24 protein-coding genes are annotated in these 26501 nt (G+C 69.8%); 10 read left to right on the top strand and 14 right to left on the bottom strand.

Going from position 1 to position 26501, the window contains the following annotated elements; genetic code table 11:
• Positions 1–155: 155 nt before the first annotated feature.
• Together ADL01_RS32960 and ADL01_RS32955 are read right to left on the bottom strand one after the other, a co-directional pair.
• The gene (locus tag ADL01_RS32960; protein WP_053745701.1) at positions 156–404 is read right to left on the bottom strand and encodes a DUF2530 domain-containing protein; all 249 of its coding nucleotides are present in this window, start codon (positions 402–404) and stop codon (positions 156–158) included.
• Between the two features lie 69 nt (positions 405–473).
• Positions 474–662, bottom strand: a complete 189-nt coding sequence (locus ADL01_RS32955) for a ribbon-helix-helix protein, CopG family (protein ID WP_078960890.1) — start codon at positions 660–662, stop codon at positions 474–476.
• 149 nt (positions 663–811) lie between these two features.
• Between ADL01_RS32955 and ADL01_RS32950 the strand changes: the two genes are divergently transcribed.
• Genes ADL01_RS32950 through thpR form a run of 3 tightly spaced genes read left to right on the top strand, consistent with a single transcriptional unit; the run spans position 812 to position 3355 of the window.
• Positions 812–1249, top strand: a complete 438-nt coding sequence (locus tag ADL01_RS32950; RefSeq protein WP_053745699.1) for a MarR family winged helix-turn-helix transcriptional regulator — start codon at positions 812–814, stop codon at positions 1247–1249.
• Positions 1250–1277: 28 nt separating this feature from the next.
• Positions 1278–2741, top strand: coding sequence for an MFS transporter (locus ADL01_RS32945; protein WP_234354880.1), 1464 nt, complete (start codon positions 1278–1280; stop codon positions 2739–2741).
• Positions 2742–2755: 14 nt separating this feature from the next.
• A complete protein-coding gene (gene thpR / locus ADL01_RS32940) occupies positions 2756–3355 on the top strand; it encodes an RNA 2',3'-cyclic phosphodiesterase (RefSeq protein WP_234354879.1) in 600 nt (199 codons plus the stop codon).
• A gap of 197 nt (positions 3356–3552) precedes the next feature.
• Here the strand turns inward: thpR and ADL01_RS32935 are convergent, their stop codons facing one another.
• Complete coding sequence (locus ADL01_RS32935; RefSeq protein ID WP_053745696.1) at positions 3553–4545, bottom strand: aldo/keto reductase; 993 nt, start codon at positions 4543–4545, stop codon at positions 3553–3555.
• Positions 4546–4768: 223 nt separating this feature from the next.
• Between ADL01_RS32935 and ADL01_RS32930 the strand changes: the two genes are divergently transcribed.
• The gene (locus ADL01_RS32930) at positions 4769–5704 is read left to right on the top strand and encodes an ester cyclase (RefSeq protein ID WP_107091058.1); all 936 of its coding nucleotides are present in this window, start codon (positions 4769–4771) and stop codon (positions 5702–5704) included.
• Between the two features lie 184 nt (positions 5705–5888).
• Here ADL01_RS32930 and ADL01_RS32925 read toward each other — a convergent pair whose 3' ends face one another.
• Positions 5889–6890 (bottom strand): SGNH/GDSL hydrolase family protein, encoded by a 1002-nt coding sequence (locus ADL01_RS32925; RefSeq protein ID WP_053745710.1) that lies wholly within the window; start codon positions 6888–6890, stop codon positions 5889–5891.
• A 264-nt stretch (positions 6891–7154) separates the two neighbouring features.
• A complete protein-coding gene (locus ADL01_RS32920) occupies positions 7155–7628 on the bottom strand; it encodes a carboxymuconolactone decarboxylase family protein (RefSeq protein WP_053745694.1) in 474 nt (157 codons plus the stop codon).
• A gap of 274 nt (positions 7629–7902) precedes the next feature.
• Here ADL01_RS32920 and ADL01_RS32915 point away from each other — a divergent pair, with 274 nt between their 5' ends.
• Positions 7903–8523 carry a dihydrofolate reductase family protein gene (locus tag ADL01_RS32915; RefSeq protein ID WP_053745709.1) on the top strand — a complete coding sequence of 207 codons (621 nt, stop codon included), beginning with the start codon at positions 7903–7905 and terminating at the stop codon, positions 8521–8523.
• 18 nt (positions 8524–8541) lie between these two features.
• Here ADL01_RS32915 and ADL01_RS32910 read toward each other — a convergent pair whose 3' ends face one another.
• Positions 8542–9225 (bottom strand): SGNH/GDSL hydrolase family protein, encoded by a 684-nt coding sequence (locus ADL01_RS32910; protein WP_053745693.1) that lies wholly within the window; start codon positions 9223–9225, stop codon positions 8542–8544.
• A 178-nt stretch (positions 9226–9403) separates the two neighbouring features.
• Between ADL01_RS32910 and ADL01_RS32905 the strand changes: the two genes are divergently transcribed.
• Both ADL01_RS32905 and ADL01_RS32900 read left to right on the top strand, forming a co-directional pair.
• Complete coding sequence (locus ADL01_RS32905) at positions 9404–10387, top strand: hypothetical protein (RefSeq protein WP_053745692.1); 984 nt, start codon at positions 9404–9406, stop codon at positions 10385–10387.
• Positions 10388–10592: 205 nt separating this feature from the next.
• On the top strand, positions 10593–12200 hold the full coding sequence (locus ADL01_RS32900; RefSeq protein ID WP_234354878.1) for a cellulase family glycosylhydrolase: 1608 nt from the start codon (positions 10593–10595) through the stop codon (positions 12198–12200).
• 75 nt (positions 12201–12275) lie between these two features.
• Here ADL01_RS32900 and ADL01_RS32895 read toward each other — a convergent pair whose 3' ends face one another.
• Positions 12276–12665, bottom strand: coding sequence for a hypothetical protein (locus tag ADL01_RS32895; RefSeq protein WP_053745691.1), 390 nt, complete (start codon positions 12663–12665; stop codon positions 12276–12278).
• 308 nt (positions 12666–12973) lie between these two features.
• Here ADL01_RS32895 and ADL01_RS32890 point away from each other — a divergent pair, with 308 nt between their 5' ends.
• Entirely contained in the window at positions 12974–13351 is a 378-nt protein-coding gene (locus tag ADL01_RS32890; protein WP_053745690.1) for a hypothetical protein, read from the top strand.
• Positions 13352–13421: 70 nt separating this feature from the next.
• On the opposite strand, the gene ADL01_RS32885 is transcribed toward ADL01_RS32890, so the two are convergent.
• The gene (locus tag ADL01_RS32885) at positions 13422–13871 is read right to left on the bottom strand and encodes a hypothetical protein (protein WP_053745689.1); all 450 of its coding nucleotides are present in this window, start codon (positions 13869–13871) and stop codon (positions 13422–13424) included.
• A gap of 274 nt (positions 13872–14145) precedes the next feature.
• Here ADL01_RS32885 and ADL01_RS32880 point away from each other — a divergent pair, with 274 nt between their 5' ends.
• On the top strand, positions 14146–15336 hold the full coding sequence (locus ADL01_RS32880) for an SH3 domain-containing protein (protein ID WP_053745688.1): 1191 nt from the start codon (positions 14146–14148) through the stop codon (positions 15334–15336).
• A gap of 119 nt (positions 15337–15455) precedes the next feature.
• Here ADL01_RS32880 and ADL01_RS32875 read toward each other — a convergent pair whose 3' ends face one another.
• A complete protein-coding gene (locus ADL01_RS32875; RefSeq protein WP_053745687.1) occupies positions 15456–17027 on the bottom strand; it encodes a serine/threonine-protein kinase in 1572 nt (523 codons plus the stop codon).
• Positions 17024–17821 carry an FHA domain-containing protein gene (locus ADL01_RS32870; RefSeq protein ID WP_053745686.1) on the bottom strand — a complete coding sequence of 266 codons (798 nt, stop codon included), beginning with the start codon at positions 17819–17821 and terminating at the stop codon, positions 17024–17026. The genes ADL01_RS32875 and ADL01_RS32870 overlap by 4 nt, the downstream gene beginning before the upstream one ends.
• A 187-nt stretch (positions 17822–18008) precedes the next feature.
• Between ADL01_RS32870 and ADL01_RS32865 the strand changes: the two genes are divergently transcribed.
• Positions 18009–18398 carry a VOC family protein gene (locus tag ADL01_RS32865; RefSeq protein WP_053745685.1) on the top strand — a complete coding sequence of 130 codons (390 nt, stop codon included), beginning with the start codon at positions 18009–18011 and terminating at the stop codon, positions 18396–18398.
• A 105-nt stretch (positions 18399–18503) separates the two neighbouring features.
• On the opposite strand, the gene upp is transcribed toward ADL01_RS32865, so the two are convergent.
• From upp to ADL01_RS32840, 4 genes are all read right to left on the bottom strand, one after another.
• A complete protein-coding gene (gene upp / locus ADL01_RS32860) occupies positions 18504–19202 on the bottom strand; it encodes a uracil phosphoribosyltransferase (RefSeq protein ID WP_078960889.1) in 699 nt (232 codons plus the stop codon).
• 38 nt (positions 19203–19240) lie between these two features.
• Entirely contained in the window at positions 19241–21112 is a 1872-nt protein-coding gene (locus ADL01_RS46835; RefSeq protein WP_234354877.1) for an HAD-IA family hydrolase, read from the bottom strand.
• 74 nt (positions 21113–21186) lie between these two features.
• Positions 21187–22140 (bottom strand): pseudouridine-5'-phosphate glycosidase, encoded by a 954-nt coding sequence (locus ADL01_RS32845; RefSeq protein WP_053745684.1) that lies wholly within the window; start codon positions 22138–22140, stop codon positions 21187–21189.
• A gap of 62 nt (positions 22141–22202) precedes the next feature.
• Positions 22203–26387 (bottom strand): amino acid adenylation domain-containing protein, encoded by a 4185-nt coding sequence (locus tag ADL01_RS32840; RefSeq protein WP_053745683.1) that lies wholly within the window; start codon positions 26385–26387, stop codon positions 22203–22205.
• Between the last annotated feature and the right edge of the window lie 114 nt (positions 26388–26501).

Here is a 26501-nt window from a genome sequence, read left to right as displayed (position 1 = left end):
CCCAGACCCCCCTTTCGGCCCTGAAGGGGCCTTGTCCTCAAACGCCGGACGGGCTGGGGGTGCCTGGGGCTGGGCTGTGGGTGCGGCGCGGCGGGTGGGGGGAGAAGCTGGGGGCCTTGTCGTCGGGTGCCGGTCGGGCGGAGGTGCTCGGCCGGCTACTCCGGGTGCGTTTTCTTGATCGCCGCGTCCCTGCCTCGGACGTACCAGATGCCGATCAGGCCCAGGCCGGTGCCTGCCAGGCACGTCCATACCCACCACTCGTGGTGGTGGTCCTCGTACCAGCCGTAGAAGGGGAGCTGGGCCAGGAAGAGGACGAACCAGAGGATCGTGCCGCCCGTGATGGTGGCGACGACGGGGCCCTCCAGGGGCTCCGGCGCCTCGTGCTTCGGTGTCCACTTCGCCATGTGCACAGCTTACGAGGCCATTCACGCGACCCCCGCGCACGTGAACCCGCGTACACGCGGCACCATCGCTCACGTGACCCCGTAGAACTTCTCTGTCTCGTCCACCGCGCTCTGGAACCGCTCGTCGAAGTCGCCTCGAATGAGCGTTTGGATTACGTAGTCCTGGACGCTCATTCCCCTCTTCGCCGCGTGGTCTCGGAGCCGTTCGAGCAGCTCCCCGTCTATCCGCAGGCTGAGCACGCTGGTCCCCATGTGGATGAGGGTCGCGGGCCGGTGTGGGGCCGCGGGGGGCTTTTTGCGGTTGTTTCACTCGTACGGGTGATGTGGAGGTTCAGTGGCCCTTGTCACGGGCATTCCGGCGTGTTGCGAGTGGTCCTTAGTCAGGGTAATGAGTTACGCTAAAGAACATGCCGGACCTAACCCATGGCGACGACGCTGCCGCCGTGAACTCACTTCGCTCCGCCGTGATGCGCCTGTCGCGCCGACTCAAGCACCAGCGGGTCGACGAATCACTGAGCCCCACCGAGATGTCGGTGCTCGGCACCCTCGCCCGCTGTGGCTCGGCCACGCCGGGTGAGCTCGCCCGCAAGGAGCATGTGCAGCCACCCTCCATGACTCGTATCGTCGCGTTGCTGGAGGGCAAGGGACTGGTCAGGCTGGAGCCGCATCCCGAGGACCGGCGCCAGAAGGTCGTCACCCAGACCGAGCAGGCCGAAGCGATGCTCGAGGAGAGCCGTCGCAGACGGAACGCCTGGCTGGCCGGCCTGGTCGAGGACCTCGACGAGGACGAGTGGGCCAAACTGCGCGCCGCCGCCCCCGTACTGGAGAAGCTCGCGCATCTGTAGGCAGTACCCAGCAAGGAGGCGATTACCTTTGAGTTCGGGAACCGGAGCACACTCCGCACCCGCACCAGCCGCCCACGACCCCCAGCCCGCCCCCGTTCCCGTCCCCGAGGCCGAGGATGGACCCGTCCCCGAGGCCGAGGATGGATCCGTCCCCGAGGCCGCTACCGCTCCCCCCACCCGCACCTCGATGTTCAGCTCCCTGCGCGTGCGCAACTACCGCCTCTTCTTTCTCGGCCAGGTCGTCTCCAACATCGGCACCTGGATGCAGCGCATCGCCCAGGACTGGCTGATCCTCAGCCTCACCGGGTCCTCGACCGCCGTCGGTATCACGACGGCGCTGCAGTTCCTGCCGATGCTGCTCTTCGGTCTGTACGGCGGTGTCCTCGTCGACCGGCTGCCCAAGCGGCCCACGCTGCTCGTCACGCAGACGATGATGGCCGTCACCGGCCTGGCGCTCGCCGCGCTGACGCTCACGGGGGATGTCGAGGTCTGGCACGTCTATCTCGCGGCCTTCGCCGTCGGTCTCGCCACCGTCATCGACAACCCGGCCCGCCAGTCCTTCGTGTCCGAGCTGGTGGGAGCCGACCAGCTCCAGAACGCCGTCAGCCTCAACTCCGCGAACTTCCAGTCCGCCCGCCTCGTCGGACCCGCCGTCGCCGGCGTGATGATCACCGGAGTCGGTACGGGCTGGGCCTTCCTCTCCAACGGACTGTCCTTCGTCGCGCCCATCGCCGCCCTCCTCCTCATGCGCGGCCGCGAACTGCGCTCCGTGAAGCGGGCGCCGCGCGCCAAGGGGCAACTGCGTGAGGGGCTGCACTATGTCGCCGGGCGGCCCGAACTGGTCTGGCCGATCGTCCTGATCGGCTTCATCGGCACCTTCGGCTTCAACTTCCCGGTCGTTCTGTCGGCGTACGCGGACGACGTCTTCCATGCGGGCGCCGGCGCGTACAGCCTCTTCAACACGCTCATGGCGGTCGGCTCCCTGACGGGCGCGCTGCTCGCCGCCCGGCGCGGTACGGCGAAGCTGCGGATCCTCGTCGCGGCGGCCGTGGCCTTCGGCGTCCTGGAGATGGTGGCCGCGACGGTCCCGTCCCTGTGGCTGTTCGCGCTGCTGATGGTGCCGATAGGGATCGCCGGTCTGACCGTCAACGTCACGGCCAACACCTCGATCCAGATGTCCACCGACCCGGCCATGCGCGGTCGGGTCCTGGCCTTGTTCATGATGGTCTTCATGGGCGGTACGCCGGTGGGCGCGCCCATAGTCGGCTGGATCACGGACCAGTACGGCCCCCGGGTCGGCCTCGCCTTCGGCGGCGTCGTCGCGACGGCCGCCGCCCTGACGGTCGGCGTGGTCCTGGCCCGCGTCGGCGGCCTGCGGGTGCGTGCCGACTGGAACTCCGGCCACCCGCGCGTCCACTTCGTCAAGCAGGAGCAGGAGCAGGAGCAGGAGACGGAGGGGGAGCGGCGGGAGCCGGTGGCTTCCGTGGCGTGAGTACCGTGAGCGCCATGAGTGCCGCCAGTGCCATGAACACCGTCAGACTGTTCGCCGCCGTCCTGCCGCCCGAGGACGTGACTGTGCAACTCGCCGTCGCGGTAGCCGGGTTGAGGAGCCTGCCCGGTGCGGACGGGCTGCGCTGGACCGGCGTACCCGGCTGGCACTTCACCCTCGCGTTCTACGGCGAGGTGGCCGAGGATGTCGTACCGGAGCTGTCCGAGAGGCTGGCGCGGGCCGCCCACCGTACGGACGCGTTCGCGCTGTCGGTGCGTGGCGGCGGGCAGTTCGGGCACGGGCGGGCGCTGTGGGCGGGCGCCGCCGGTGAGGTGGACGTGCTGCGGCTGCTGGCCGACCGGGCGGAGGCGGCGGGGCGCAAGGCGGGCGTCGAGATGGGGGAGCACCGGCGTTACCAGCCGCACCTCACCGTGGCGCGCAGCCGCGAGGCGTTCGAGACGACGCCGTACGTCGAGGCCCTGGACGCGTTCACGAGCCGCATGTGGACGGTGGACGACCTGGCCCTCGTGCGCAGCGATCTGCCGAAGTCGGGGGTGCCGGGGGAGCAGCCCCGGTACGAGGTGGTCGCCCGTTGGCCCCTCGCGTCGGCCGGTTAGGCTCGGTGGCGTGAATCCGAAAATCCGGAACCGGGTAATGGCCGGTGCGCTTGTGCTGTTGTTCGCGGCGGTGGCGGTGGCAGCGGCGGTCGGGAAGTGACGTAGGCCGGTAAACCGCCTGGTCAAGGCCCGTTCGCGACCGCCGCCCACCTGCTACGGCACCTGTTACGGCACCTGGTATGGCTGCCGCCCGTGCCTCACCAGGCGAAGGCCTCCGGTGACGGGCCGGGACCCGGGAAGATCTCGTCGAGCGAGGCCAGCAGGTCGTCGCTCAGCTCCAGCTCGGACGCCCGTACGGCCGACTGAAGCTGCTCGGCGGTGCGCGGGCCGACGATCGGGCCGGTCACGCCGGGGCGGGTGAGCAGCCAGGCGAGAGCGGCCTCGCCGGGCTCGACGCCGTGCTTCTCGAGCAGGTCCTCGTACGACTGGATCCGGGCGCGTGCGGCGGGGTCGGCGAGGGTGTCGGCCGTACGGCCACCCGCGCGTCGGCCGCCCTGGACCTCCTTCTTGATGACGCCCCCGAGCAGTCCGCCCTGGAGTGGCGACCAGGGGATGACCCCGAGCCCGTACTCCCGCGCGGCCGGGATGACCTCCATCTCGGCGCGCCGCTCGGCGAGGTTGTAGAGGCACTGCTCGCTGACGAGCCCGATGGTGCCGCCGCGCCGGGCGGCGGTCTCGTTGGCCTGGGCGATCTTGTAGCCGGGGAAGTTGGAGGATCCCGCGTAGAGGATCTTTCCCTGCTGTACGAGCACGTCGATCGCCTGCCAGATCTCCTCGAAGGGAGTCGAGCGGTCGATGTGGTGGAACTGGTACACGTCGATGTGGTCGGTCTGGAGGCGCTTCAGCGAGGCGTCCACCGCGCGGCGGATGTTCAGCGCGGAGAGCTTGTCGTGGTTGGGCCACGCGTCGGCCTCGGCGGCCATGTTGCCGTACACCTTGGTGGCGAGGACCACCTTGTCGCGGCGGTCACCGCCCTTGGCGAACCAGTTCCCGATGATCGATTCCGTACGGCCCTTGTTGTCGCCCCAGCCGTACACGTTGGCGGTGTCGAAGAAGTTGATGCCCTTTTCCAGGGCCGCGTCCATGATCGCGTGGCTGTCGGCCTCGTCGGTCTGGGGGCCGAAGTTCATGGTCCCCAGGACGAGACGGCTGACCTTGAGTCCTGTGCGTCCGAGCTGCGTGTACTTCATGACGGTTCAGCCAACGTCGTGGAGTGCGCTCTAGGCAAGCGGGCGGGGTGAGTTGGGTTGGCGGGGTTGGGATGGGGCGGCGGATCTTGACACTAACTTGTGGTTAGTGCTTACTTAAGCGCAGCGTTACTCGCTTTAAGTTTCAAGATCCATTCAAGGTTCGTTCGCTTCGAGATTCCTGTTCGAGATTCCTGAGAGAGGGACAAGCACTGTGACCCCCCACATGCCCGCCCGCCGTATCCTCGTCGCCACCCTCGCCGCGTCCGCCCTGCTGGGCGCCGCGACCGTGCCCGCCGTCGCCTCGCCGTCCGCCGGTGGGCACCACGCCGGCGGCTACGGCGGTGACGGGTGTGTCGGCGACGGTGCCCGGCTCGACTACCAGAAGGACGTCTCCGTACGCGTCCTCAAAGGCGTGTTCGAGCGCGGTGACACCGCGATCGTGGACAGGTTCGTGCGGACGGACTACATCCAGCACAACCCCTTCGCGGCCGACGGCTCCGAGACGCTGAAGAACCTGGGCGTCGGGGTGCACCAGCAGTTTCCCCAGGCGAAGTACGACGTCAAGCGGGTCATCTCCGAGGGCGACCTCGTCCTCCTGCACTCCAACGTCGTACTGACGCCGGGCAGCCGGGGCTCCGCCGTCTTCGACATCTTCCGGTTCCGGGGCGGGAAGATCGCCGAGCACTGGGACACCGGGCAGAACGTGCCGGACACCAGCGCCAACGGCAACGACATGTTCTCGACGGTCAGCCGGCCGCAGACCGGGCAGCCGGGGGCGCGGTGGCTCACCGCCTACAACAAGAAGCTCGTGACCAAGGCGTTCGACCAGCTCATCGTCGACAAGGATGTGTCGGCGCTCGACAGGTACTGGGGGCCCGAGTACCACCAGCACAATCCCACCATCGCGGACGGCGTGGCCGGCGCGCGGGAGGGGCTCGGGGGGTACTTCCGGGCGTTCCCGGAGCTGGCCGTCTCCGTCAAGCGGGTGGTGGCGGAAGGGGATCTGGTCGCCGTTCACAGCCACTACGTGAACGCGCCCGGCGAGCGCGGGCAGGCCGTCGTGGACCTGTTCCGGGTGCGCAACGGGAAGATCGTCGAGCACTGGGACGTACTTCAGGACGTGCCGGCCACCTCGGCCAACGACAACACGATGTTCTGAGTGCTCCGGATGCGCTGAGGCGAGCACGCGGTTGTGGTGAGTGAACGGGGCCGCCCGGCCGTCTGCCGGGCGGCAACCGCATGTGTCGGAGCCGGGCCGTACGGCCCGTGGCAGACGGTCCACGGGCGGGTCTACGGACGAGTCGGGCTGATCACCTGGGAGCGTTCACGGGTGGTCATGTCCCTCACCATCCCGTCGGCAGGCCGCTGAGGAACGGGGCAAGCCGGTCGGCGATCACCCGGTCGTCCTGAGCCGAGGTGTGCCGGTCACATCCGAGGAAGTCCAGGCCGGCCTGATCGAGGAACCAGTAGTGGACCCCGCTGTCGTCGGCGTCGTTGCGCGCCTCGACCACCTGCCGCACGTGCTCGGCGTTGCCGTCGAAGCCCACGGCCACGAGGGTGGTGCCGGCGCCGTAGCGCGTACGCAATTTCCGGAGGAACTCGTCGTAGGCGGTGCGGAAGGCGGTCGCGAGGCTGTCGGGCGTCCACGCCTCACCGGGGGCGAGGTCGGAGAAGTCGTTTGCGCCGAGGTTGACCACCACGATCTGGGGCTGCCACGTCCCCGGGTTCTGCCAGACGTCGCCGTCCACGTTCAGCAGGGCGCGGTCGTAGTAGGTCCGGTACGTGACGTCCGGGGATATGCCGGCGACGTTGCGCACCATGCCGAGGCCGGAGAAGCCGTTGATCTGGTAATCGGCGTCCAGCCGCCGGGCGGTGAGGGCGCCGTGGCTCACGTCGGCGTTGGTGTTCCGCCTGAGCTGCTCCGGATCGCACTCGCGGGTGCCCGAGACATTGCCGTAGCCCACCGTGATGGAGTCCCCGATGAACTCGATCTGGCGGTCCCGGGCCGCCGGCTTGCTCAGTACGGCGCCCCCGGGCGCGGCGACGAGGCCTCCGAACGTGCTGGTGTCGCCCGGGGTGTCGTTGCGTTTGACGACCCGGACCGTGTGCTCGCCGTCCCGCAGGCCGTCGATCCAGTGCGTGGTGTCGCCGGGTGTGACCAGGGTGGCGACGGTGACCCCGTCGACCTGGACGTCGTAGTCGGCGGCGGCGCAGTCGAGGACCACCCCGAGGCCGGTCCCGCGGAAGCGGCCCTCGAAGTACACGCCGGGCCAGCTGAACTGCACCGTCGTCCCCAGGTCCTTGACCCGCCCTGCGATGTGCACCTGCTCCGAGACGCTCTTCACGGGGACGTCGGGCACCTTGTTCCCGGTCGCGCCCAGCTTCCGGTTACTGCCTCTTAAAGTCATCTGCGTGGCATCTCTCCGGCCCGGTCGCGCATCGGTGGGTCACGGCTGAACGTCCGACATTCCACCCCTGGCTGTCAACCGATTTGCAGGGATGAAATGGAGCAATAGGCGCCCAATTTGCGCGACTTGGTGAATATCCACGCGAGCGGTGACACATACGGGACGGGCGGAGAAGCCCCCGCGGGGGCTTCTCCCACAGGCCTAGCCGAACATGCCGGGCTCGTAGTCGCCGGCGGGCTGCTGGACGATGACGTTCATGCGGTTGAAGGCGTTGATGAGGGTGATGGTGAGGACCAGCGCGGTGAGCTGCTCCTCGTCGTAGTACTTGGCGGCGTTCGCCCAGGCCTCGTCCGTGACGCCGCCGGCCGCGTCCGCGATACGGGTGCCCTGCTCCGTCAGCTCCAGCGCGGCGCGCTCGGCGTCGGTGAAGACCTTGGCCTCGCGCCAGGCGGCGACCAGGTGCAGGCGCTGCGCGGTCTCTCCCGCGGCGGCGGCGTCCTTGGTGTGCATGTCGGTGCAGAAACCGCAGCCGTTGATCTGGCTGGCCCGCAGCCGCACCAGTTCCTGTGTCGCGAGCGGCAGGACCGAGTCGGGGACCGCCTTTCCTGCCGCGACGAGGTGCTTCGTGGCCTTGGCGGCGATGGGGCTGGCGAAGAGGTTCAAACGGGCTTCCATGATGGGCTCCTCCGTCGTCTTTGAAGCTGCTCTGGTTCTGCTGTGGTGCTGCCCTGTCGGGCGGTACACACGAATGACGTGACGGAGCGGTGGGATGTGACACGCCTGGGCGAATGTGACGTGGGTCTCACCGAGGGGCGTGGGCTGAGGTGGTGCCGCCGGGGTGTCGAATGCGTGGGTTCCCGATCGACGTGGGAGTGAACGAAGCACTCCCGCCCGCCCGCGCCTCCCAGGCCTCAAGGCCTCAACACCTCAGGAGCACACCCCCATGACCGTGACCGTGACCGCGGACCTGGCCATCTCCCTCGACGGCTACATCGCCGGCACCGATGTCACCCTCGACAACCCGGGCGGGGACGGCGCCGAGCCGCTCTTCGAGTGGATCCACAACCTCGCGAGCTGGCGGGAGCGCCAGGGCATGACCGGCGGGGAGGACAACCGCGACTCCGAGCTGATGGCCGAGTGGTTCGACGCCACCGGTGCGGTGGTCATGGGCCGGATGATGTACGACACCGGCGAGGCGTTCTGGGGCGACAACCCCCCGTTCCGGACCCCGGTCTTCGTGCTCACGAACCGCCCCCGGCCCACCCTGGTCAAGGAGGGCGGCACCACCTTCACCTTCGTCACCGACGGCATCCACAGCGCCCTCAAGCGGGCGAAGGAGGCGGCCGGGGGCAGGAACGTCGACATCGCGGGCGGGGCGAGCACCGTGCGTCAGTACCTCGGGGAGGGCCTCATCGACGAACTGCAACTGCACGTCGTACCCGCGCTCCTCGGGGACGGCCTGCGCCTCTTCGGGGAGCTGGGCGCCGGGCCGGGGACCCTGGAAAAGGTCAGGGTCATCGACACTCCCCTCGCCACCCACCTGAAATACCGCTTCGTGACGCCCGCCTGACGTCGGCCGCCTCCTCGGTCAGCCGCTGCCGGCCCCGTACCGTTCCCCCAGATCCCACGCCTCGTACAGGGAATCCGCGAACGCCCCCGCGATCTTGTGCTCGCCGCTCGCGTTCGGATGCGTGCCGTCGTACGTGTCGTGGTGGATGTCGTACGAGGGTGGGGGTGACGTCAGGAGGAGGGGGGAGCGGGGCTCGTCGAGGTCGGCTGCCGTCTTCGCCAGGAGTTCGTTGAAGCGGGTGACCTGGGCGGCGAAGGGCGCGTCTGTTTCCGCGCGGACGTTCGGGATCACCGGGAGCAGGGCCATGGCGATGCGCGGGTTGGACGCCCGCGCCTCGGCGATGAACGTGCGCGCGTTCTCCGCCGTCTGTTCCGCGTCCGTGTAGAAGCCGAGGTCGATCAGGCCCAGGGAGACCAGGAGGACGTCCGGCTTGTGGGCGCGTACCGCGTCCGCGATCAGCGGGGTCAGGTGGTGCCAGCCCTCGCCCCAACCGGCCAGGTGGGCGCGGGGGAAGTCCGGGTCGGCGTACTCGTACGAGTCCGGGGTGTCCGTCGCCTTGTCGTACAGCGCCTCGCGCGGGCCGACGATGCGGAACGGGCCGCCGTACGTCTCCCGCAGGTGCTGCCACAGCCGGTAGCGCCAGGTGTGTTCGCCGGCGCTGCCGATCGTCATGGAGTCGCCTACGGGCATCAACCTGAGCATCCGCTCATGATGAGGGATCGAGGGAGGGCCGTGGGGCGGGAGTGGTGTGTGAGTCGGGCCACCCGGTGTCAGGTGTGGGGCGGGTTGTGGGCAGTTGCGCGGGCGGGGGGCGGCCGATCCGGTGGGCGATCAGGGTCGCGAGCCTCCTATCGGGCGCCGGGATGGCACGCTGGAGGGCATGCGCCGATCGCTCGCTCTCCTCGCCGGGGGCCTACTCGTCGGGGCGCTCGCCGCGCCCGCCTCCGCTGCCGATGGTGACCAGGACTTCACCATCAAGGATCCGCGGATCACCGAGTCCAGCGGCCTCGCCGCGTCCCGGCAGCACCCCGGCGTCTACTGGACCCACAACGACAGTGACGACGGGGCCTTCCTGTACGCGATCGACAGCGCGACCGGGCGGACCGTCGCCACCGTCACCATGACGGGCGTCGGCAAGCCCCGCGACATCGAGGCCATCTCCATCGGGCCGAACAACCAGATCTACGTCGGCGACATCGGCGACAACGACGGCGTGACCTGGAACTACGTCTGGATCTACCGGCTCACCGAGCCGAAGGTGCTGAAGAACCAGACGATCCGCGCCAAGCAGTACGTCGTGAAGTACTCGGACGGTTCCCGCGACGCCGAGTCGCTCGTGGTGCACCCCAAGACCGGGCGCGTCTACATCATCGACAAGCAGGAGGACGGCGGGCATCTGTACGTGGGCCCGGACAAGCTCTCCTCCTCCGGCGCCAACGTCTTCCGGCCCACCGTCCCCGTCGACATGTGGGCCACCGACGCCGCCTTCTCGCCCGACGGGCGGCAGTTGGCCGTACGCGGGTACTTCGGCGGCGTCGCCTACACCTGGAACGGCGGCAAGCTCAAGCGGCAGGGGGAGCTCGACGTGCCGTTGCAGGGGCAGGGGGAGTCGGTCACGTACAGCCGTGACGGGTCCAAGCTCATGTACGGGAGTGAGGGCGCCGAGAGCGTGGTGAAGGCCGAGGACGCTCCCTCGTACGGCGCCTCCGGTGGCTCCGACTCGCCTGGTGGCAAAGGGAGTTCGGCCTCGGGGAACGAGGGAGCCGGGGGCGCGGAGGGGAACGCGAAGACCGGGGCCATCGCCGTCGCCGTGCTCGTCGTCGCCTTTGTCGGGGTCAGGCGGCTTCGGAAGCGGCCGTCTTGATCGGCGGCGGGTGGCGGGTGGCCGGGCGTCGGGATCGGCTCGGCTCGGCTCGGTCGTGCTGAACCCGGCCTGAAGCTGGTCCGAAGTCGGCAGGGTGCCGCGAGTATTGACGTGAGCATGTTGTGCCAGTTTCCTGGGAGGTGCGCGGCGCATGGGAGCGCTCCCATCGAGTCCGGGGCCGCGCCCCCCGAGAGGAGCGAGCGGCATGTTCCGCTTCCACTTCCATGACACTCCCAGCATTTCCGGCTCTCCCAGCCTGCCCCGCCGCCGCGGCCTGCGAAGAGCGGTGTGTTCTGTCGCCGCCGCGCTCCTGTTGACGCTGGGAGCCGGCGGGCAGGCCGTCCACGCGGCGGACGCCGACACGGCGGACGTCCGTGCGGCGCCCGCCGCCGCCGGTGCCGGCTACTGGCACACCAGCGGGCGGCAGATCCTGGACGCGGCCGGGCAGCCGGTCCGTATCGCCGGCATCAACTGGTTCGGCTTCGAGACCGGCAACAACGTGGTCCACGGGCTTTGGTCCCGCGACTACAAAAGCATGATCGACCAGATGAAGACGCTCGGATACAACACCATCCGGCTGCCCTACAGCGACGACATCTTCAAGTCCTCGACCGCCCCCAACAGCATCGACTTCAGCAGCGGCAAGAACGCGGACCTCCAGGGCCTGAACTCCCTCCAGGTCATGGACAAGCTGGTCGCGTACGCCGGCCGGACCGGCCTCAAGGTCATCCTGGACCGGCATCGCCCGGACTCGGGCGGACAGTCGGCGCTCTGGTACACGGCGGCGGTGCCCGAGTCGACGTGGATCGCCAACCTGAAGGCCATCGCGACGCGTTACTCCGGCCAGGACGCGGTTGTCGGCATCGACCTGCACAACGAGCCCCACGATCCCGCCTGTTGGGGCTGCGGCGACGTGACGAAGGACTGGCGGCTGGCGGCGCAGCGGGCGGGCAACGCGGTGCTCGCCGCGAACCCGCAGCTGCTCGTCTTCGTGGAGGGCGTGCAGACGGTCAACGGGGTCTCCGGCTGGTGGGGCGGCAACCTGATGGGGGTCGCGCAGTACCCGGTGCAACTGGACGTGGCCAACCGGGTGGTGTACTCCGCCCACGACTACGCGACGAGCGTCGCCCAGCAGAGCTGGTTCAGTGATCCCTCGTTCCCCGTCAACATGCCCGGGATCTGGGACAAGTACTGGGGTTACATCTTCAAGCAGAACATCGCGCCGGTGTGGGTGGGGGAGTTCGGTACGACGCTCCAGTCGACCGTGGACCAGCGGTGGCTGGCCGCGCTGGTCGACTATCTGCGCCCGACCTCGACCAACGGCTCGGACTCCTTCCACTGGACGTTCTGGTCATGGAACCCCAACTCCGGTGACACGGGCGGGATTCTGAAGGACGACTGGTCGTCGGTGGACACCGTGAAGGACGGGTACCTGGCGAGCATCAAGGCGCCGGGCTTTCCGGGGAACGGTGGCGGCGGGGGAGGAGGAGGCGGTGGCGGTGGTGGCGGTACGGCGGCCTGTTCCGCCTCCTATGCCGTCAGCAGCGACTGGGGTGGCGGGTTCAACGCCGAGGTGAAGGTGACCAATTCGGGGACGGTGGCGCTCAAGTCCTGGAAGGTGACGTGGACTTGGGGCGGTTCACAGGCGGTCACGAGTATGTGGAACGCGTCGTACACGCAGAGCGGGGCGACGGTTACCGCTGTGAACGCGGTTCACAACGGGAGTGTGGCGGCGGGGAGTTCGGTGACCTTCGGGTTCGGGGGAGCGCCGGGGGGTGGGGGTGTGCCGACGGTGAGCTGTACGGCGACGTGAGGGGCTGAGTGCAGGGGAAGGGGGGTGCCCGGTGGCTGGCGGGTCGGCGGGCGCCCCCATCGGCTCCCGGTCCGGCTAACCACCGCTCATGGTGCAGCCTTCCGGACCGCGTACGCCGTCGATCCAGTTGGTGCTGTTCTCGATGTAGTAGCTGGAAATGATCCCGTACTTGTCCCAGCCTCGTGGCGAGACCATCACCCAGTACGGGTTGCCGCCCACTGACTGGCCAGGAATCTGGCAGTACACGAACACCTCGTCCCAGGAATTGATCTGGCCCATGACAGGGCAGTTCGAAGTGCTCGGCGACTGGAAGCAGCTGTCCTCGGTGACATCGCGGACGTTGACCCCGTCCGCCCACACGCCGTACCAGCCGCGGCCGTGTCCCTCGGCCGCGGCGCTCTGAGAGGCGGTGACCACGAGGGCGAGTGCCCCGGCAGCGGCGAGTGCCGCAGTCGTCTTGCGCATGACGTTCCCTTCGACGCGGTGGGAGGTGCGCGGGTGGACTCCCGTACTCCTCGCTTCGCACCTTAGGCAGGCCCGAGAGGCCGTGGTCCCTGACAGACGTCAGGGGCCACGGCCTCTCGGGCACGGTGTCGCGGGAGGGCGGGCGTGGGTGACGCGGCGCTGGTCCTGACAGTTGTCAGGACCGTGCGGATCACGGTCTCCCTACAGTTCTGGACGTCGGCAAGCAGCCCGTCTCCGGGCGCTGCGGGCCCGGAACAGGACTGCTTCCGGCCACGCCATCCTCATTCTCGTCCTTGGGGGACAGACACATGAAGCGACTGATCAGCCGTGCCGCCATGGGGCTCGCGGTGACCGCTCTCACCGTCGGCGGCCTCGCCACCACGGCCCAGGCGGCCCCGGCCGCCGTTGCCAACCAGGGCGACCCGACCCTCACCGACGTCTACATCTGGGCCACCGACGTCAACCTGCGCCAGCAGCCGACCACCGACTCCCCGCGGCTCGCGGTCCGTTCGCAGTGGTCGGCAGACGCCCTGTGCCAGAAGCAGGGCCAGACCGTGAGCGACCCGGCCGTCGGCACCAACAACTGGTGGACCGCTGTCATGGAGTTCTCGGGCAGCGACCTCGCCTGGGTGAACAACCTGTACATCCGGGGAGGCCAGAAGATCGCCGGAGTCCCGGACTGCTGACGCACCGTTCCCAAAACACGCCCGAGGGGCGGACCGGAGTACCGGCCGCCCCTCGGGCGTGTGGTGCGGCTCAGAACCAGCCGGTGCTCGCCAGTTCTTCGCCGTCGCAGGCGAGCAGGGCGCGCGAGACGCGGCCGTTGAGGTTGCTGCCCATCATCGTGTAGGCGTAGTTGATGCCGTTGTCGACGGTCTCGGAGACCCAGCCGTCGGCCCTGCCCGCGCCGTTGTCGGAACGCTCCAGTACGGCCTCGCAGTTCGCCCGGGAGTTGTCGATCCGGGCGAACGAGCCGCACTTGTCGGAGTAGAAGTACTTCAGGGACATGCCCTGGAAGGTCTTGGTGGCCCCGATCTGCCGGAACGTGCCCGAGCAGAAGTTGGTGGTGGGGTACTGGCCCTCATTGCCGTAGGCCCCGTAGTTGCCGCCCGAGAACTGCTGGGCCTGGGCGGAGGTCGGAAGGAGTGCCATGACCGCGGCGGCGCCTCCGGCGGCCAGCACTGTCCTGAGTGATCGGCGGCTCATGAGTCCTCTTTCGTGTGTCGGCGGTTGATCCGGTCGTGCGCGGCGACCGGCCGCCGGCCGGCCGTCGCTCGCTGGTCGTGACCGTACGGGGGTCACCGCACCGCCGGAACCTGACACTTGTCAGGGTCGAACCCGCAGGGCGGCCCCGCTCCGCCGGAGCCCTGACTAGCCCTGACATTCGTCAGGACCACCGCCCCGGCCGGGCTCCTATCGTGGCGCCGCGGGGCCAGGCCAGGGCCCGTAGGACAACCAGGGCGATCCAGGAAGGGCAACCATGCGCATGCTCCTGCGGGGCGCCGCAACGCTCGCGGCCGTCGTCATGGCCGCGTCACTCACCAGCGGTGCGACGGCACAATCCGGGACGGGCAAGACGGCCAAGACGGCCAAGACCGTCCGGACCGTCGCGGCCGCCCAGATCCCGCCCGGCGTCACCGCCGGCGTGGCCGTCTTCGACCGGCAGACCGGCAAGTTCACCGAACAGGTCAACGAGAGCGCCCAGTTCCGGTCCGCCTCGGTCGTCAAGCTCCTGCTGGCCCTGGACTTCCTCCTGGGCCGCGCGCCGGACTACACCATCCCCGCGCCCGACCGCGCCCGGCTGGAGCCGATGCTGCGCGGCAGCGACGACGACGCCGCGAACTACTACTGGTCGACGTACGGCGGCTCGGCGATCATCGAGCGGATGAAACGCCTGCCCGAGCTCGGGCTGCGTGACACGGCGGCGCCGCCCGCCGACTACCCGGGCTTCTGGGGCTACACCGCCCTCTCGGCCCGGGACACGGTCGCGATCTACCGGTACATCCTGGACAAGGCGCCCGCCCCCGTCCGTACCTTCATCATGGACAACCTGCGCCGCTCCACGCGCTGCTCCGCCACCGACCACTTCGACCAGCACTTCGGCATCGCCGGGTCGTTCGACCGGCCCTGGGCGGTGAAGCAGGGCTGGTCCGGGAGTTACGCGAAGGGCACGTGCGGCCCGCAGACCCTGTCCTCGGGAACGCGGGCGGAACCGGCCGCCCAGGCTCCCCGCGCCGCCGACGCCGTGAACCTCAGCCTTCCCGCGCTGCACACCACCGGCACGGTCGGCGCGGACGACCGGGCGATCGTGGCCGTGCTGACGCTGCACGAGGCCGGCACCTCGTACGGCAAGGCGTACACCGACATCGGCCGGCTGACCCGCTCGCTGAACGTGCCGGGGGCGAAGCGGCCCGCCGGTACCTGGTTCGGCACCTGGAGCGAGTTCGTGAACGTCCGCAGGAGCCCGACCACGGGCAGTGACCGGCTGACGCAGCTCCCGGCCGGAGTCGAGGTCCTGGTGAGCTGCCAGACCCGGGGCGAGGAGGTCAGCCTGCCGCCCTATACCAACGAGTGGTGGGCCTACCTGCCCCAGTACGGGGGCTACATGTCCAACATCTACATCAGCTCGCCGGACAACCGGCTGCCGAACGTCCCGGAGTGCGGCCAGTAGGTAGGTGCCGTAACCGGGAACGGGGGAACGAAGGAACGGGGGACGAGCGGTGGGCGGGGCTGTGGCCCCGCCCACCGCTCGCGTTCGTGCGGCTCAGCACTCGTGATCTGCGTTCGTACTCAGCGTTCGTACTCGGTGAGGTAACGCATCACCTCGTCCACGTGCGGCCGGACCCGCTCCGGCACGCCGCGCTCCTCGATGACCGTGCGGTCACTGGTGCGGTAGCCGGCCGCGACGAGCGCCGGCAGGTCCTTCTTCGGCAGCCCCGCCTGCTTGAAGCGCTGGTCGAGCCAGCACACGTACAGGCTCATGGTGGAGATCGCGTCCGGCGGCGACATCAGGTCCTTGTCGCCGTCCCCGTCCCCGTCCACCGCCCAGGCCCGGAACACCGACGGCGTCCACATGGCGATGCCGTACTCCTCGCTCTGCGGGCGGGAGGCGGTCGCGTCGAAGCCGCTCTCCGCCTTGACCAGCGCGGCCAGCAGGGCCGGGGTGATCTCCTCGTCGGAGCAGCGGCCGGCCGCGCGGGTGATGACGGGGCGCAGCGCCTCGGGTACGTCGGAGTTCGCGGGGATCTCCCCGGGCGGCGGGCCGGGCGTGGCGGGGGTGGCGTGGGTGCCGTGGCCGCGGTCGTCGTCCTGGCTGCCTCCGCCTCCGCCCCCGCCTCCCCCTCCGCCGAGCACCGCCGCCCCGGCGACCGTGGCCGCCGTCAGGACGACGAGGCCGGCCGCGACCGCGGGTCTCAGGCGGCGCCGGCGCCGGTGTGGGCCGCCGGTGAGGGCCTCGACCCGGGCGGCGACACCGGCGGCCGTGAGCGGGAGCCGGGCGGCGTGGTCCGGGGCCAGGCAGTCGGCGATCAGCCGGCGCATGTCCTCGTCGAGACCGACGTCGAGCCGCAGGGGCGCGGTGTCGCGGGCGTACGCCTGGGCCGCGAGCGAGCGGGCCCTGGCCGTCGCGCCCGGGAACGCGTGGAGTCCGCCGGTGAGCACCTGGTGGGCGAGGACGCCGAAGGCCCAGATGTCGGCGGTGGGGCGGACGACGGTGCCCTGTGTGCCGGTGCGCTGGGACCACCACTCGGGCGGCAGGTGGTCGAGGGTGCCGAGCGGCGGCAAGTGGGCGTGGGTGCCGTCGAGTTCGGCGGTCAGGCCGAAGTCCGCGAGCCACACCTCGCCGCCGGGGCCCAGCAGGACGTTGGCGGGTTTGAGGTCGCCGTGCACCCACCCGGCGTCGTGCATGTGGGCGAGTCCGGCGGCCACCCCGCGCAGGACACGGTGGGCGTCCGCGATCGGCCCGCCCGTCCCGGCGGCGTCCAGCGCGTCCTTCAGGCTGGCCTCGGCCCGGTCCATGACCAGCGCGATCGCACCGTCCAGGGCGGGCAGTTGAGGTGCCTCGACGGTGCACACCGCGTGGGTGCGGACGAGGTGGGGATGATCGGCCTCCGCGCTGAAGCGGACCTCGCGCGCCACGAGTTCACCGAGCGCGGCCCGCTGCCCGGGCCCGAGGGCACCGGTCGGGAGCACCTTCACGGCGGCGGGTGTGCCGTCGGCGACCGTACGGGCCTCGTACACGGTCCCCCAGCCCCCGGAGCCGATGACCGCGCCCAGCTCCCAGCCCTCGATGCGGAAGCCCTCGGGGAGAGCGGGCGGGCGGGGCGCTTCCCACTCGTCGTCCCGTTCCTCGGGTGTCGTCATGCGCCGCTCTCCTGCGGGTCGGTGAGGCGGCCGGCGGTGCGGGGCGGCAGCAGGCTGAGGTGCTCCTCGCGCACCAGGCCGAAGCGCAGGGCGACGGAGGCGAGCCGGGTGCGCTTGGCGCCGATGCGGCTGCCGTCGGTCGCGGTCGTGGCCTCCTCGCCGAGGTCCAGGCGCAGCTTGGCGAAGGCGAGGTAGTCGATGTGGTAGTTGACCGCGGAGCGCGTCAGGTCCTGGCAGGACTCCAATGGCCGCAGCCGTTCCACGATCTGCCCGACGCCGGGCAGCGCCGAGTCGGCGGGGTCGCGCAGCCTGGGTTCGCACAGCGCGACCAGGACGAGGAAGTACTTCGACGTCGGGTCCAGGGCGAAGGGGTGGACGGTGTGTTCGCCGCCGCCCGCCATGGACTGCTCGCCGAGATAGGCGTGCTGGGGTGCGAACACCTTGAAGGTGGCGGTGCCGGACAGGGCGGGCAGCACCACGCGGGAGAACTCGAAGGGCACGGGCGCCCCGAGCCGGCCCGGCGCGACGGTGAGGTACTCGCCCGCCCCCTCCAGGTTCTCCACCACGTACGACACGTTGCGGCTGAAGTTGGACAGCCGCCAGTAGTCCCCCGCGGCTTCCAGTTGCCCGGCCCGCCGGGAGATCCCCGGGTCGGCGAGGACGATGCGGACCCCCTTTCCGCCGCGTCCGAAGTCCGCGATCTCCCCCGGCCCGAGATGGATCAGTTCCGGACTGCCCGTCTCTTCCTCGCCCCACTGGGCGGTACCGGGCAACTGCACGATGATCGTTTCCACGCGGACTCCCCCGCTGATGTCGCCCCCGAATTGGTCGCGAGGATTGTATGTTCGGCTCCGGGCGCCGCAGACGCGGCGGGGCCGCCCTCGGAGGGCGGATTTCGCGTAGGATTTACGGCGACATCGCGTGTCGGTCACCGGCTGGGTGAGACATGGAGGTGTCGGGAGATGCCTACGGAGGCATTCCTTGTCAGTCGAGTTGAATCACACGATCGTCTATTCCCAGGACAACCGCGAGGCCGCGGAGTTCTTCGTGAACCTGCTGGGCCTCGAGATCACCTCGGAGTGGGGGCCGTTCATCGCGGTCCAGCTGAGCAACGGCGTCACACTGGACTTCGCCACGATCCCCGCGGAGCGGATCGCTCCCCAGCACTACGCGTTCCTGGTCTCCGAGGAGGAGTTCGACGCGGCGTACGCGCAGATCACGAAGCGCGGCATCGAGCACTACGCGGATCCGCACAGGAAAGAGCCCGGCGCGATCAACCACAACGACGGTGGCCGTGGCGTGTACTTCATGGACCCGTCGGGTCACGCCATGGAACTCATCACCGTGCCGTACGGCGGCTGGACCTCGTAACCGGTACACGCGGTAACCGGTACACGCGGTAACCGGTACACGCGCCGAGGGCCGCATCCCGTCACGGGGTGCGGCCCTTGCCGGTTTCTCCCGTCCTCCCGGCCGCTATCGGTCCGTTCCGAAGTAGCGGTCGCCGAAGTCGCCTATGCCGGGCAGCATGTACGCGTGCTCGCTCAGGCCCTCCTCGATGGCGGACGTCACGATCCGTACGCCGGGGTAGCGCTCGCACACGGCGGTGATGCCTTCCGCCACGGTGATGAAGTTGACGAAGACGATGTGCTCCTCCGGCACACCGAGCCCGCGCAGGACCTCGATGGCGGCGACCGCCGTACCGCCGGTCGCCAGCATCGGGTCGAGCAGGAGGACGTGGCGGTCGGCGATGTCCTTCGGGAGCTTGGTGTAGTAGAGGTGCGGTTGTTTGGTCTCCGGGTCCCGCTGGATGAGGATCTTGCCGATGCTGATCCCGGGGACCACCGCACGTAATTCCGCCTCCATGCTCTCGCCGGCGCGGATGATCGGCACCCCGCACAGGCCGCCCGCGAAGCGCAGCCCCGGGTAGGTGCTGCCCACGGGGGTGGTGACGTCGTACGGCTCGAAGGGCAGGAGGTCCAGGGCCGCCTCGGTCAGCATGCGGATGATGCGGCCGGTGTAGAAGACGAAGTCCTCGCGGCGGGCGTGGCGGTCGCGGACGATCGTGTGCAGGGCGCGCAGTTGGTCGGTCTGCGGGAGCAGGTGGACGTTGCGGTCCAGGTACGTCCGAAGCGTGTGCGCGGATGCAGTGCTAGCGGCAGTGGCTGTGGTCATGTCGGGCTCCTGGTACGTGAGTTGGTGAGGGGCGGTGGTCAGTCGACCGGCGGCTGTTCGAAGGTCGCGGGCAGTTCGGGCGTCGCGGTGAACTGGCCCGCGGCGACGCGGTAGATGGACCTGCCGCCCGTGTTGCGCCACATGGCGCGCATCACGTAGACGAGCTTCGGGTTGTGCTCTTCCTCCTCCTCGGCGGCTCGTGCGATGAGCCACTCCCATTCGCGGTTCCAGCGCGGGTCGTCGACGTCGTCCACGGCCGTGTCGAAGAGGCTGTCGAGCGCCGTCAGCTTTCCGGGCAGGGAGAAGTGGCCGCGGGAGAACAGGACACCGAGGATGCCGGTCCAGTAGCACTTCACCGCTTCGGGGCGCTGCTCCTCGGGGAGGGCGTCCGCGATGTGCCGCATGGCGTGCAGCGCGGTCATCAGGTGCAGCAGGAGGAAGTCGCCCGGCTCCGCCAGGTAGAGAAGGGTGACCAGGTAGGCGAGCTGGTCCCAACTGGCGTCGGTGTCCTGGTCGGTGACCCAGGCGGGGGTCTCGTAGATCTTCGGGTGTCCTTCGCCGAGCATCCGGGCGATCCGGTGCTGAAGGCCGGACCTGAGCAGCTCGGGGTGGATGTCGGACGTCGTGTCGTCGACCAGGTTCTGCACCCAGGCGCCGAGCTCCTGCCGGTTGTCCTCCCAGTAGCGGGCGATGCGCAGCAGCGAGTCCTTGGGCCGCTCCACGCCGTACGCCTCCGTGGTGACGGCCCGCTCGGGGTGGCAGTCGACGTGGGCGAAGGCCAGGTAGGCGATGCCCTCGATGGCCATCCAGCGGTTGCCGGCGTCCAGCGCCCAGCCCAGATGGATGGTCGCGTGCTGGAGGGCGCCGACCCAGCCGGAGAGAAGGCGCGGCAGATAGCGCCGTAGCATCTCCGGCATTCCCAGTTCCCGCTCGCGGCGGTCGAAGAACTCGCAGTGGGCGGCGAAGTCCTGGCGTTTGCCGAGGAGTTGGACCCAGTTGTCGTCGTCGATGGTCAGCTGGGGCGCCCGGGCGGGCTCCACGGGGCAGCCGTACGGGGTGAGCGTGACGTAGTTGTCGTGGTAGGCCTTGATCCGCTCCGGGGCGATGCCCAGGCCGGCCAGGGCGACGACGGCGTGCTTCACGTGGTTGGTGAGGTGGCCGTTGAACTCGATGTGGTGCGTACGGTCGTTCAGCATGTCCTCAACCGACGCGGCCTCGACCAGCGCGTCCTTGACCCGTGTGTTCCGGGGCAGCGTGCCGACGATGTGCGCCACGACCTCGGGGAACGTCTCGGCGACGTACGTCGGGCGGGCCGCCTCCAGTTCCGCCCGCTGGTGCACTCCGTAGGTGACCGCGACCGAGGGGATGCCGGCCGCCTCGGCCATCCGCAGGTCGTGGGTGGTGTCCCCGACCATCACGGCGTGCTCGGGGCGCGCGTCCAGCCGTTCGAGGATCAGCAGCCCCGGCTCGGGGTGCGGTTTGGGGTAGGTGACGTCGTCCGCGCCGATCAGCACCGTGAAGTGGTCGCGCAGTCCGGCCGCGGTCAGCAGCGCGTCGGCGCTGGCGTGGAACTTGCTCGTCGCCACCGTCAGCTCGAATCCGCTGCGGCGCAGTTCGTCGAGGCCCTCGGCGACGCCGGGGAAGACCAGCGACCTGGCCCGGGGCAGGATGACCGTGCGGAACGCCTCCTGGTACTGGGCGACGCCCTCGGCGACCCGGGGGTCGTCCTGCGGCACCCCCAGCAGCTTGGCGAACGCCTGCTCGAGCGGCAGGCCGATGGTCGCCCGGATGTCCGCCGGGTCCCGGGGGTCGGCGCCCATCGCCGCGAAGGCCACGCCGAACGCCTCCACGATCGCCCGCGGCGAGTCGACGAGCGTGCCGTCCAGGTCGAACATCGCCACGCGGGTCACAGCAGTCTCCTGAGGTCGGGATCGGGGGTGGGCCTGAGTCGGGGGGTGGATCTGCGTGCGGGGCTGGGCCGGGTTCACCGGTTCTCCTCGCGTCGGAGCCGGGCGTGGGCCGCGGCGAGCCGGCCGCCGACCTCCGCGGTGTGGATGAGTACGGCCATGTTGGCCAGCGCGGAGCGTCCCTCGGTGGCGCGGTCCACGGCACGCATCACGTACTTCGTGACGGCGCCGCCCCGCACCCCGTCGGCCGAGGCGCTGTGCAGGGCCCCGGTGATGGCGGCCTCGATGTCCTCTCCGTCGATCGCGTCCTGCTCCCGGGTGGGGCTGGTGATGAGCACGCCGCCGGGGTTGCCCAGGGCCCAGTGGGTGTCGACGGCACGGGCGATCAGGGCCTCGTCGTCCAGGCGCTGGGGGGCGCGCAGCCCGCTGGAGCGGCAGTAGAAGGCGGGGAAGTCGTCGTAGCCGTAGGAGATGACGGGGACGCAGTGCGTCTCCAGGAACTCCATGGTCAGGCCGAGGTCAAGGATCTTCTTCGCGCCGGCGCAGACGACGGCCACCTTCGACCGGGTGAACTGGATCAGGTCCGAGGAGACGTCCATGGTGGTCTCGGCGCCGCGGTGGACGCCGCCGATTCCCGCCGACGAGAAGAAGGGGATGCCGGCGAGTTCCGCCGCGACCAGCGAGGACGCGACGGTGGTGGCGCCCATGCCGCCCGAGGCGAGGACGGCGGCCAGGTCTCTGCTGCTCACCTTGGGGATGCCCGGGGTGGCGGCGAAGCGCTCGATGTCCGCGTCGGTCATCCCGACCAGGATCCGGCCGTCGTCGATGCCGATGGTGGCCGGCACCGCGCCGCCGGTTCGTACCGCCTCCTCCACCTTGTGGGCGGTGGCGGCGTTGTCGGGGTAGGGGAGGCCATGGGTGATGACGTTCGACTCCAGGGCCACCACCGGGTCGCCGTCGGCGAGCGCCGCGGCCACCTCGTCGGTGAACACCAGGGGCACCGGGCTGTGTCCGGGTGCGGGGAGCGTCATGGAAAAGTCCTTACTGGAGGTGGGGACGGCGGTCGGGAGTGCGGTCGGGACGGAGTCGCCGGTCAGTAGTTGGGCGTCTTGGCCAGCAGGTCCTGCCGGTCGACGATCTCGGGCACGTAGACCCGCTCGTTCCACACGTCCTGGGTGACGGGTTCGAGGGCGATGGAGACGACATCCTCCTTGCAGCCGAAGGCGTTTCGCACGGCCGCGGTGACCGCGGTGACCAGTTCCAGCTCCTGCTCCTCGGTGATGGGCACCGGGAAGTGCTTGATGTTGATGTGGGGCACTCCGACCTCCTGGAGAACGGCGCGGGTCGCATGGCCCGGACGCGGGGGCGTGATGGTGGCGGCGATGGTGATGGGGGCGGGAGTGGCGTCGAGACGGTAGTTGACGAGCGCGGCGAGCTCGGCGGCGTACGGCTCGCGCAGCAGTTCGTAGTGGCCGGCCCGCAGTTGGCGGACGGCGGCCGGGCGTGCGGAGAATCCGCCCTGGCGCTCGATGCGCTCGATGAAGGAGTAGTTGTCGTCGGCGGCCTTGACGAGCGTCACCGGGGTGTCGAGGCGCCGGCCGGTCAGCTCGTCGAACTCGTAGGTGAAGGAGTACGTCTGCCGTACGACGCCGGTGACGGCCCGTACGAGGTCCGCGCCGAGGCCGGGGAAGCGGGCGGTGACGAAGTCGACGAAGCCGTCCTCGTCCCTGACGGTCCGCAGGGCCTCGTCCAGTGCCGGGCCGCTGACCGTGCCGGCGAAGACGGAGAAGAGAATGGCGAGGAAGGCGCGGTCGCCGAAGTCCGCGCGGCCCGAAGCGCCTTCGGCGTCCTCGGGACGCAGCCGGGGCTGGCCGGGGGCGACGAGGAACAGGTGCTCGACCTGTTCGCCGGCCTGTTCCAGCTGGTACGCCGCCTCGAAGGCGACCCGGGCGCCGAACGAGTAGCCGCACAGGAGGTAGGGGCCGTGCGGCTGGATCTCCCGGATCGCCTCGACGTCCGCGGTCGCCATCTCACGGACCGTGGCGTACGGGACCTCACCGTTGTTGACGCCGTACGCCTGCACCCCGTGGACGGGCCGACCGGTGCCCAGGGCGGTGGCCAGCGGGCGCAGGTTCATGGGGTAGCCGCCCAGGCCGGGCCAGCAGTGCAGGGGGGTGCCGGTGCCCTCGGGCTGGAGGGGCACCAGCCGGGTCAGCGGCGCGGACGTCTCGGCGTCGAGGAGGGCGGCGAGCCGCTCCACGGTCGGGGCCTCGAACAGCACCTGGAGCGGCACGGTCCGGCCGAAGTCCGCGTTCAGCCGGCCGACGAGGGCCACGGCGAGCAGGGAGTTTCCGCCCAGTTCGAAGAAGTCGTCCACGACGGAGACCTGTTCGCGCTTGAGCACCGCCTGCCAGACATCGCGGACCCGGCGTTCCGAGCGGGTGCGGGGGGCGACGAACGCCCACCCGGAGAGGGCCAGTTCGGTCTGCTGGGACGCTTCGAGCGCCTTGTTGTCGATCTTTCCGTTGGCGGTGAGCGGCAGCCGGTCCAGGACGACGATCCGGTTGGGCAGCATGTAGCGGGGCAGCAGCCCGGCCAGGTCCTCCTTGATCAGCTCGGCCGGTCCCTGCATGTGGACCGAGTCCTCCTTCATGTCCTCGCCGAGCAGTTGCTCCCCGCTGACGCGTCCGCCGACGAAGAAGTACGACGGTCCCGTGGGCAGTCCCCGGTCGGTGAGGATCCTGGCCAGCCGCTTGGCGGAGGGCAGGTCGTTGCCGGACTGGGAGCTGTAGCCGGACGACATGAAGCCGAGGCTCAGGTCGTTCATCTGGAGGCGCTGGAGTCCGCGGCCCAGATCGAGGTAGTGCCGCCAGGAGTCGGGGCCGGTGGCGACGAGGCTGACGCCGAAGGCGGCCCGCTCGTAGACCCGCTGGTTGATGGCGATGACGTGCTTCTTGAGCACCACGTCGTCGCTGATGTGTACGAGGCCGCCGTCGGCGTACCGGTAATGGCCGGCCGGGAGGCCGTCGACCCGCCCGGAGTGTGCCTGGACGTAGACGTCGAAGGCGCCGTCGGCGGACTCGGCGGACTCGGCGGACTCGGCGAGGTCCTGGGGCAGGAGCTCGAAGGTGCCCAGGTAGTGGTCCTCCTCGGCGCAGTCGAGGCGGTCCTTGACGGTGGGCCGGTACTCCCCGGCCGCGATACCGAGACCGTGGGCCGGCAGCACCTCCTCGAACAGGCCGACCATGTGCCCGGCCTCGATCTCCAGCACCTCGCGGATGTTGTTGCGGTAGACCGGTTCGATCGCCCGGTGCTTGCCGAGGAAGTGGACCCTCGCGTGCGGCGTCCCGGGCGTGCCCGCGTCCGGGAGCGCTGGGCCGATGAGCACCAGCTGGTGCTGGAGCGGGTGGTAGTAGTACAGGCCCGCGGGGATCTCGCCCACGCCACTGAGTTCGAGGTACATCTGCGTGGCGTAGAGGGAGCCGGGGGAGGCGTAGGCGTACTTGGGCAGCAGCCGCTGGTCGCTGAGATGGTGGCCGAAGTCCCGCAGAATCGCGCCCAGTTCGTCCCGGGTCAGGTCGGCGGGGGCGCGCGCGGGCAGCTGCGGCCGGGCGGGCGGCGCCAGCAGCCGCAGGATGTCGTCCCGGCCGACCGGCCCGCCCTCGTAGAAGCGGTAGGTCTTACGGGCGAAGGCGCGGGCGCGCTGCTCGGGGGTGGCCTCGGCGCCGGGGAGTTCGACCACCGGCCGGCCGTCGAGTTCGGCGGCGTCACGGCAGCCGGAGTGCGACAGCTGGGCCCTGACCTGGAGCCTGCTGCGCTTGGACTGGTGGTGCGAGCCATGGTTGCCCTGGTCCATCAGGGCGGCTTCCTTGGGGTTGAGTTCGACGAACGCCACCAGGTTCTGGAAGCCGGTGGCATCGTTGTCGTGGAGCAGGACGGCCGCGCCGCGGACCCAGTCGTGGGTCTCGATCGTCTGGCGGATCTCGTCCAGTTCGACCCGGTAGCCGCGAAGCTTGACCTGGTTGTCGGCGCGGCCGACGAACTGGACCGTGCTGTCGGCGTTGAAGTGGGCCAGGTCGCCGGTGCGGTAGAGACGGCCTTCGGGGGTGTCGGAGAAGGGGTCGTCGATGAACCGGTCCGCTGTCAGGTCGGGGCGGCCGAGATAGCCGCGGGCGACCTGGATTCCACCGATGTGCAGTTCGCCGATCTCGCCGATCGCGACCGGCTTCCCGTGCTGATCCAGGATGTGGAACGTGGTGGCGTCCACGGGGGTGCCGATCGGCATGGTGCGCGGTCCGTCGTCGACTGTCGCACGGTCCACGACGAAGGCCGAGGCGTTGATGGTGCACTCGGTCGGGCCGTAGAGGTTGACCAGGCGGGTCGCCGGCATGGCGTCGAGGCACTGGGCGGCGAGGCTTCGGGAGAGCGCTTCACCGCCGCTGAATATGTGACGCAGGGAGCGGCAGGTGGCGAGGTCCTCGGTGTCGAGGAGCGCTTGGAGGAGGGTGGGGACGCACTGGAGAGTGGTCACGCCGTGCCGGTTGATGGTGGCGATGATCGCCGCGGGGTCGCGGTAGACGCCGGGGGCTCCCATCACCACCGTGCTTCCGCAGGCGGGGGCGAGGATCTCCCACTGCGCCGCGTCGAAGCTCATGGGGGTCTTCTGGAGGATGATCTCGCCGTCGTCGATCCCCTGGTCGTCGTGCAGCCAGCGCATCTGGCTGACGATGCTCCGCTGCTCGACCATGACCCCCTTCGGCTTTCCGGTGCTGCCGGAGGTGTAGATGACGTAGGCGAGGTCGTCGGGCCGGGGAGCGGGCAGCGGCGGCAGCGGCTCAGCGGTCGCTGCCTGGAATTCCGTTGGCCGGAACACTTCGTCGAGAGTGACGGTGCGGACGCCGGCCGGTGACATTTCCTGGAGGGTGGGCCGGAGTAATTCCTGCGTGAGGACGATTTCCACTCCGGCGTCCGCCATCATGTACGCGATCCGCTCTTCAGGATATTCCGGGGAGAGCGGCACATAGGATCCGCCGGCCCACAGGATTCCCCAGATGTTCGTCATCAGGTCGAGCGACGGCTCCATGAACACGCCGACGCGGCTGTCCCGGGTGACGCCCGCCCTCCTCAGGAAGCCGCCCAGCTCCCGGCTACGGCTCGTGAGCTGCGCAAAGGTAAGGCTCTCGGTCTCGTGGACGACGGCGATCCGGTCCGGTGATAGACGTGCCTGTTCGGCGAGGAGGTCGGTCAGGCAGGTGGTGGCGAGACGAGTACCGGGCATCACAACTGTGCTCACTGAATTACCTTTTCCACGTTATTGGACATGGCAGGGTGCAGGGTGTGAAGGGAGAAGAAGTAGTTTCTCTGGGTGCGGTTTTCGGAAATCTCGCCCGCC

Origin of the sequence: Streptomyces sp. NRRL WC-3618, from assembly GCF_001280005.1 — a bacterium.
Taxonomy (GTDB): domain Bacteria; phylum Actinomycetota; class Actinomycetes; order Streptomycetales; family Streptomycetaceae; genus Streptomyces.
This window is presented reverse-complemented; position numbering and strand designations above follow the sequence as displayed.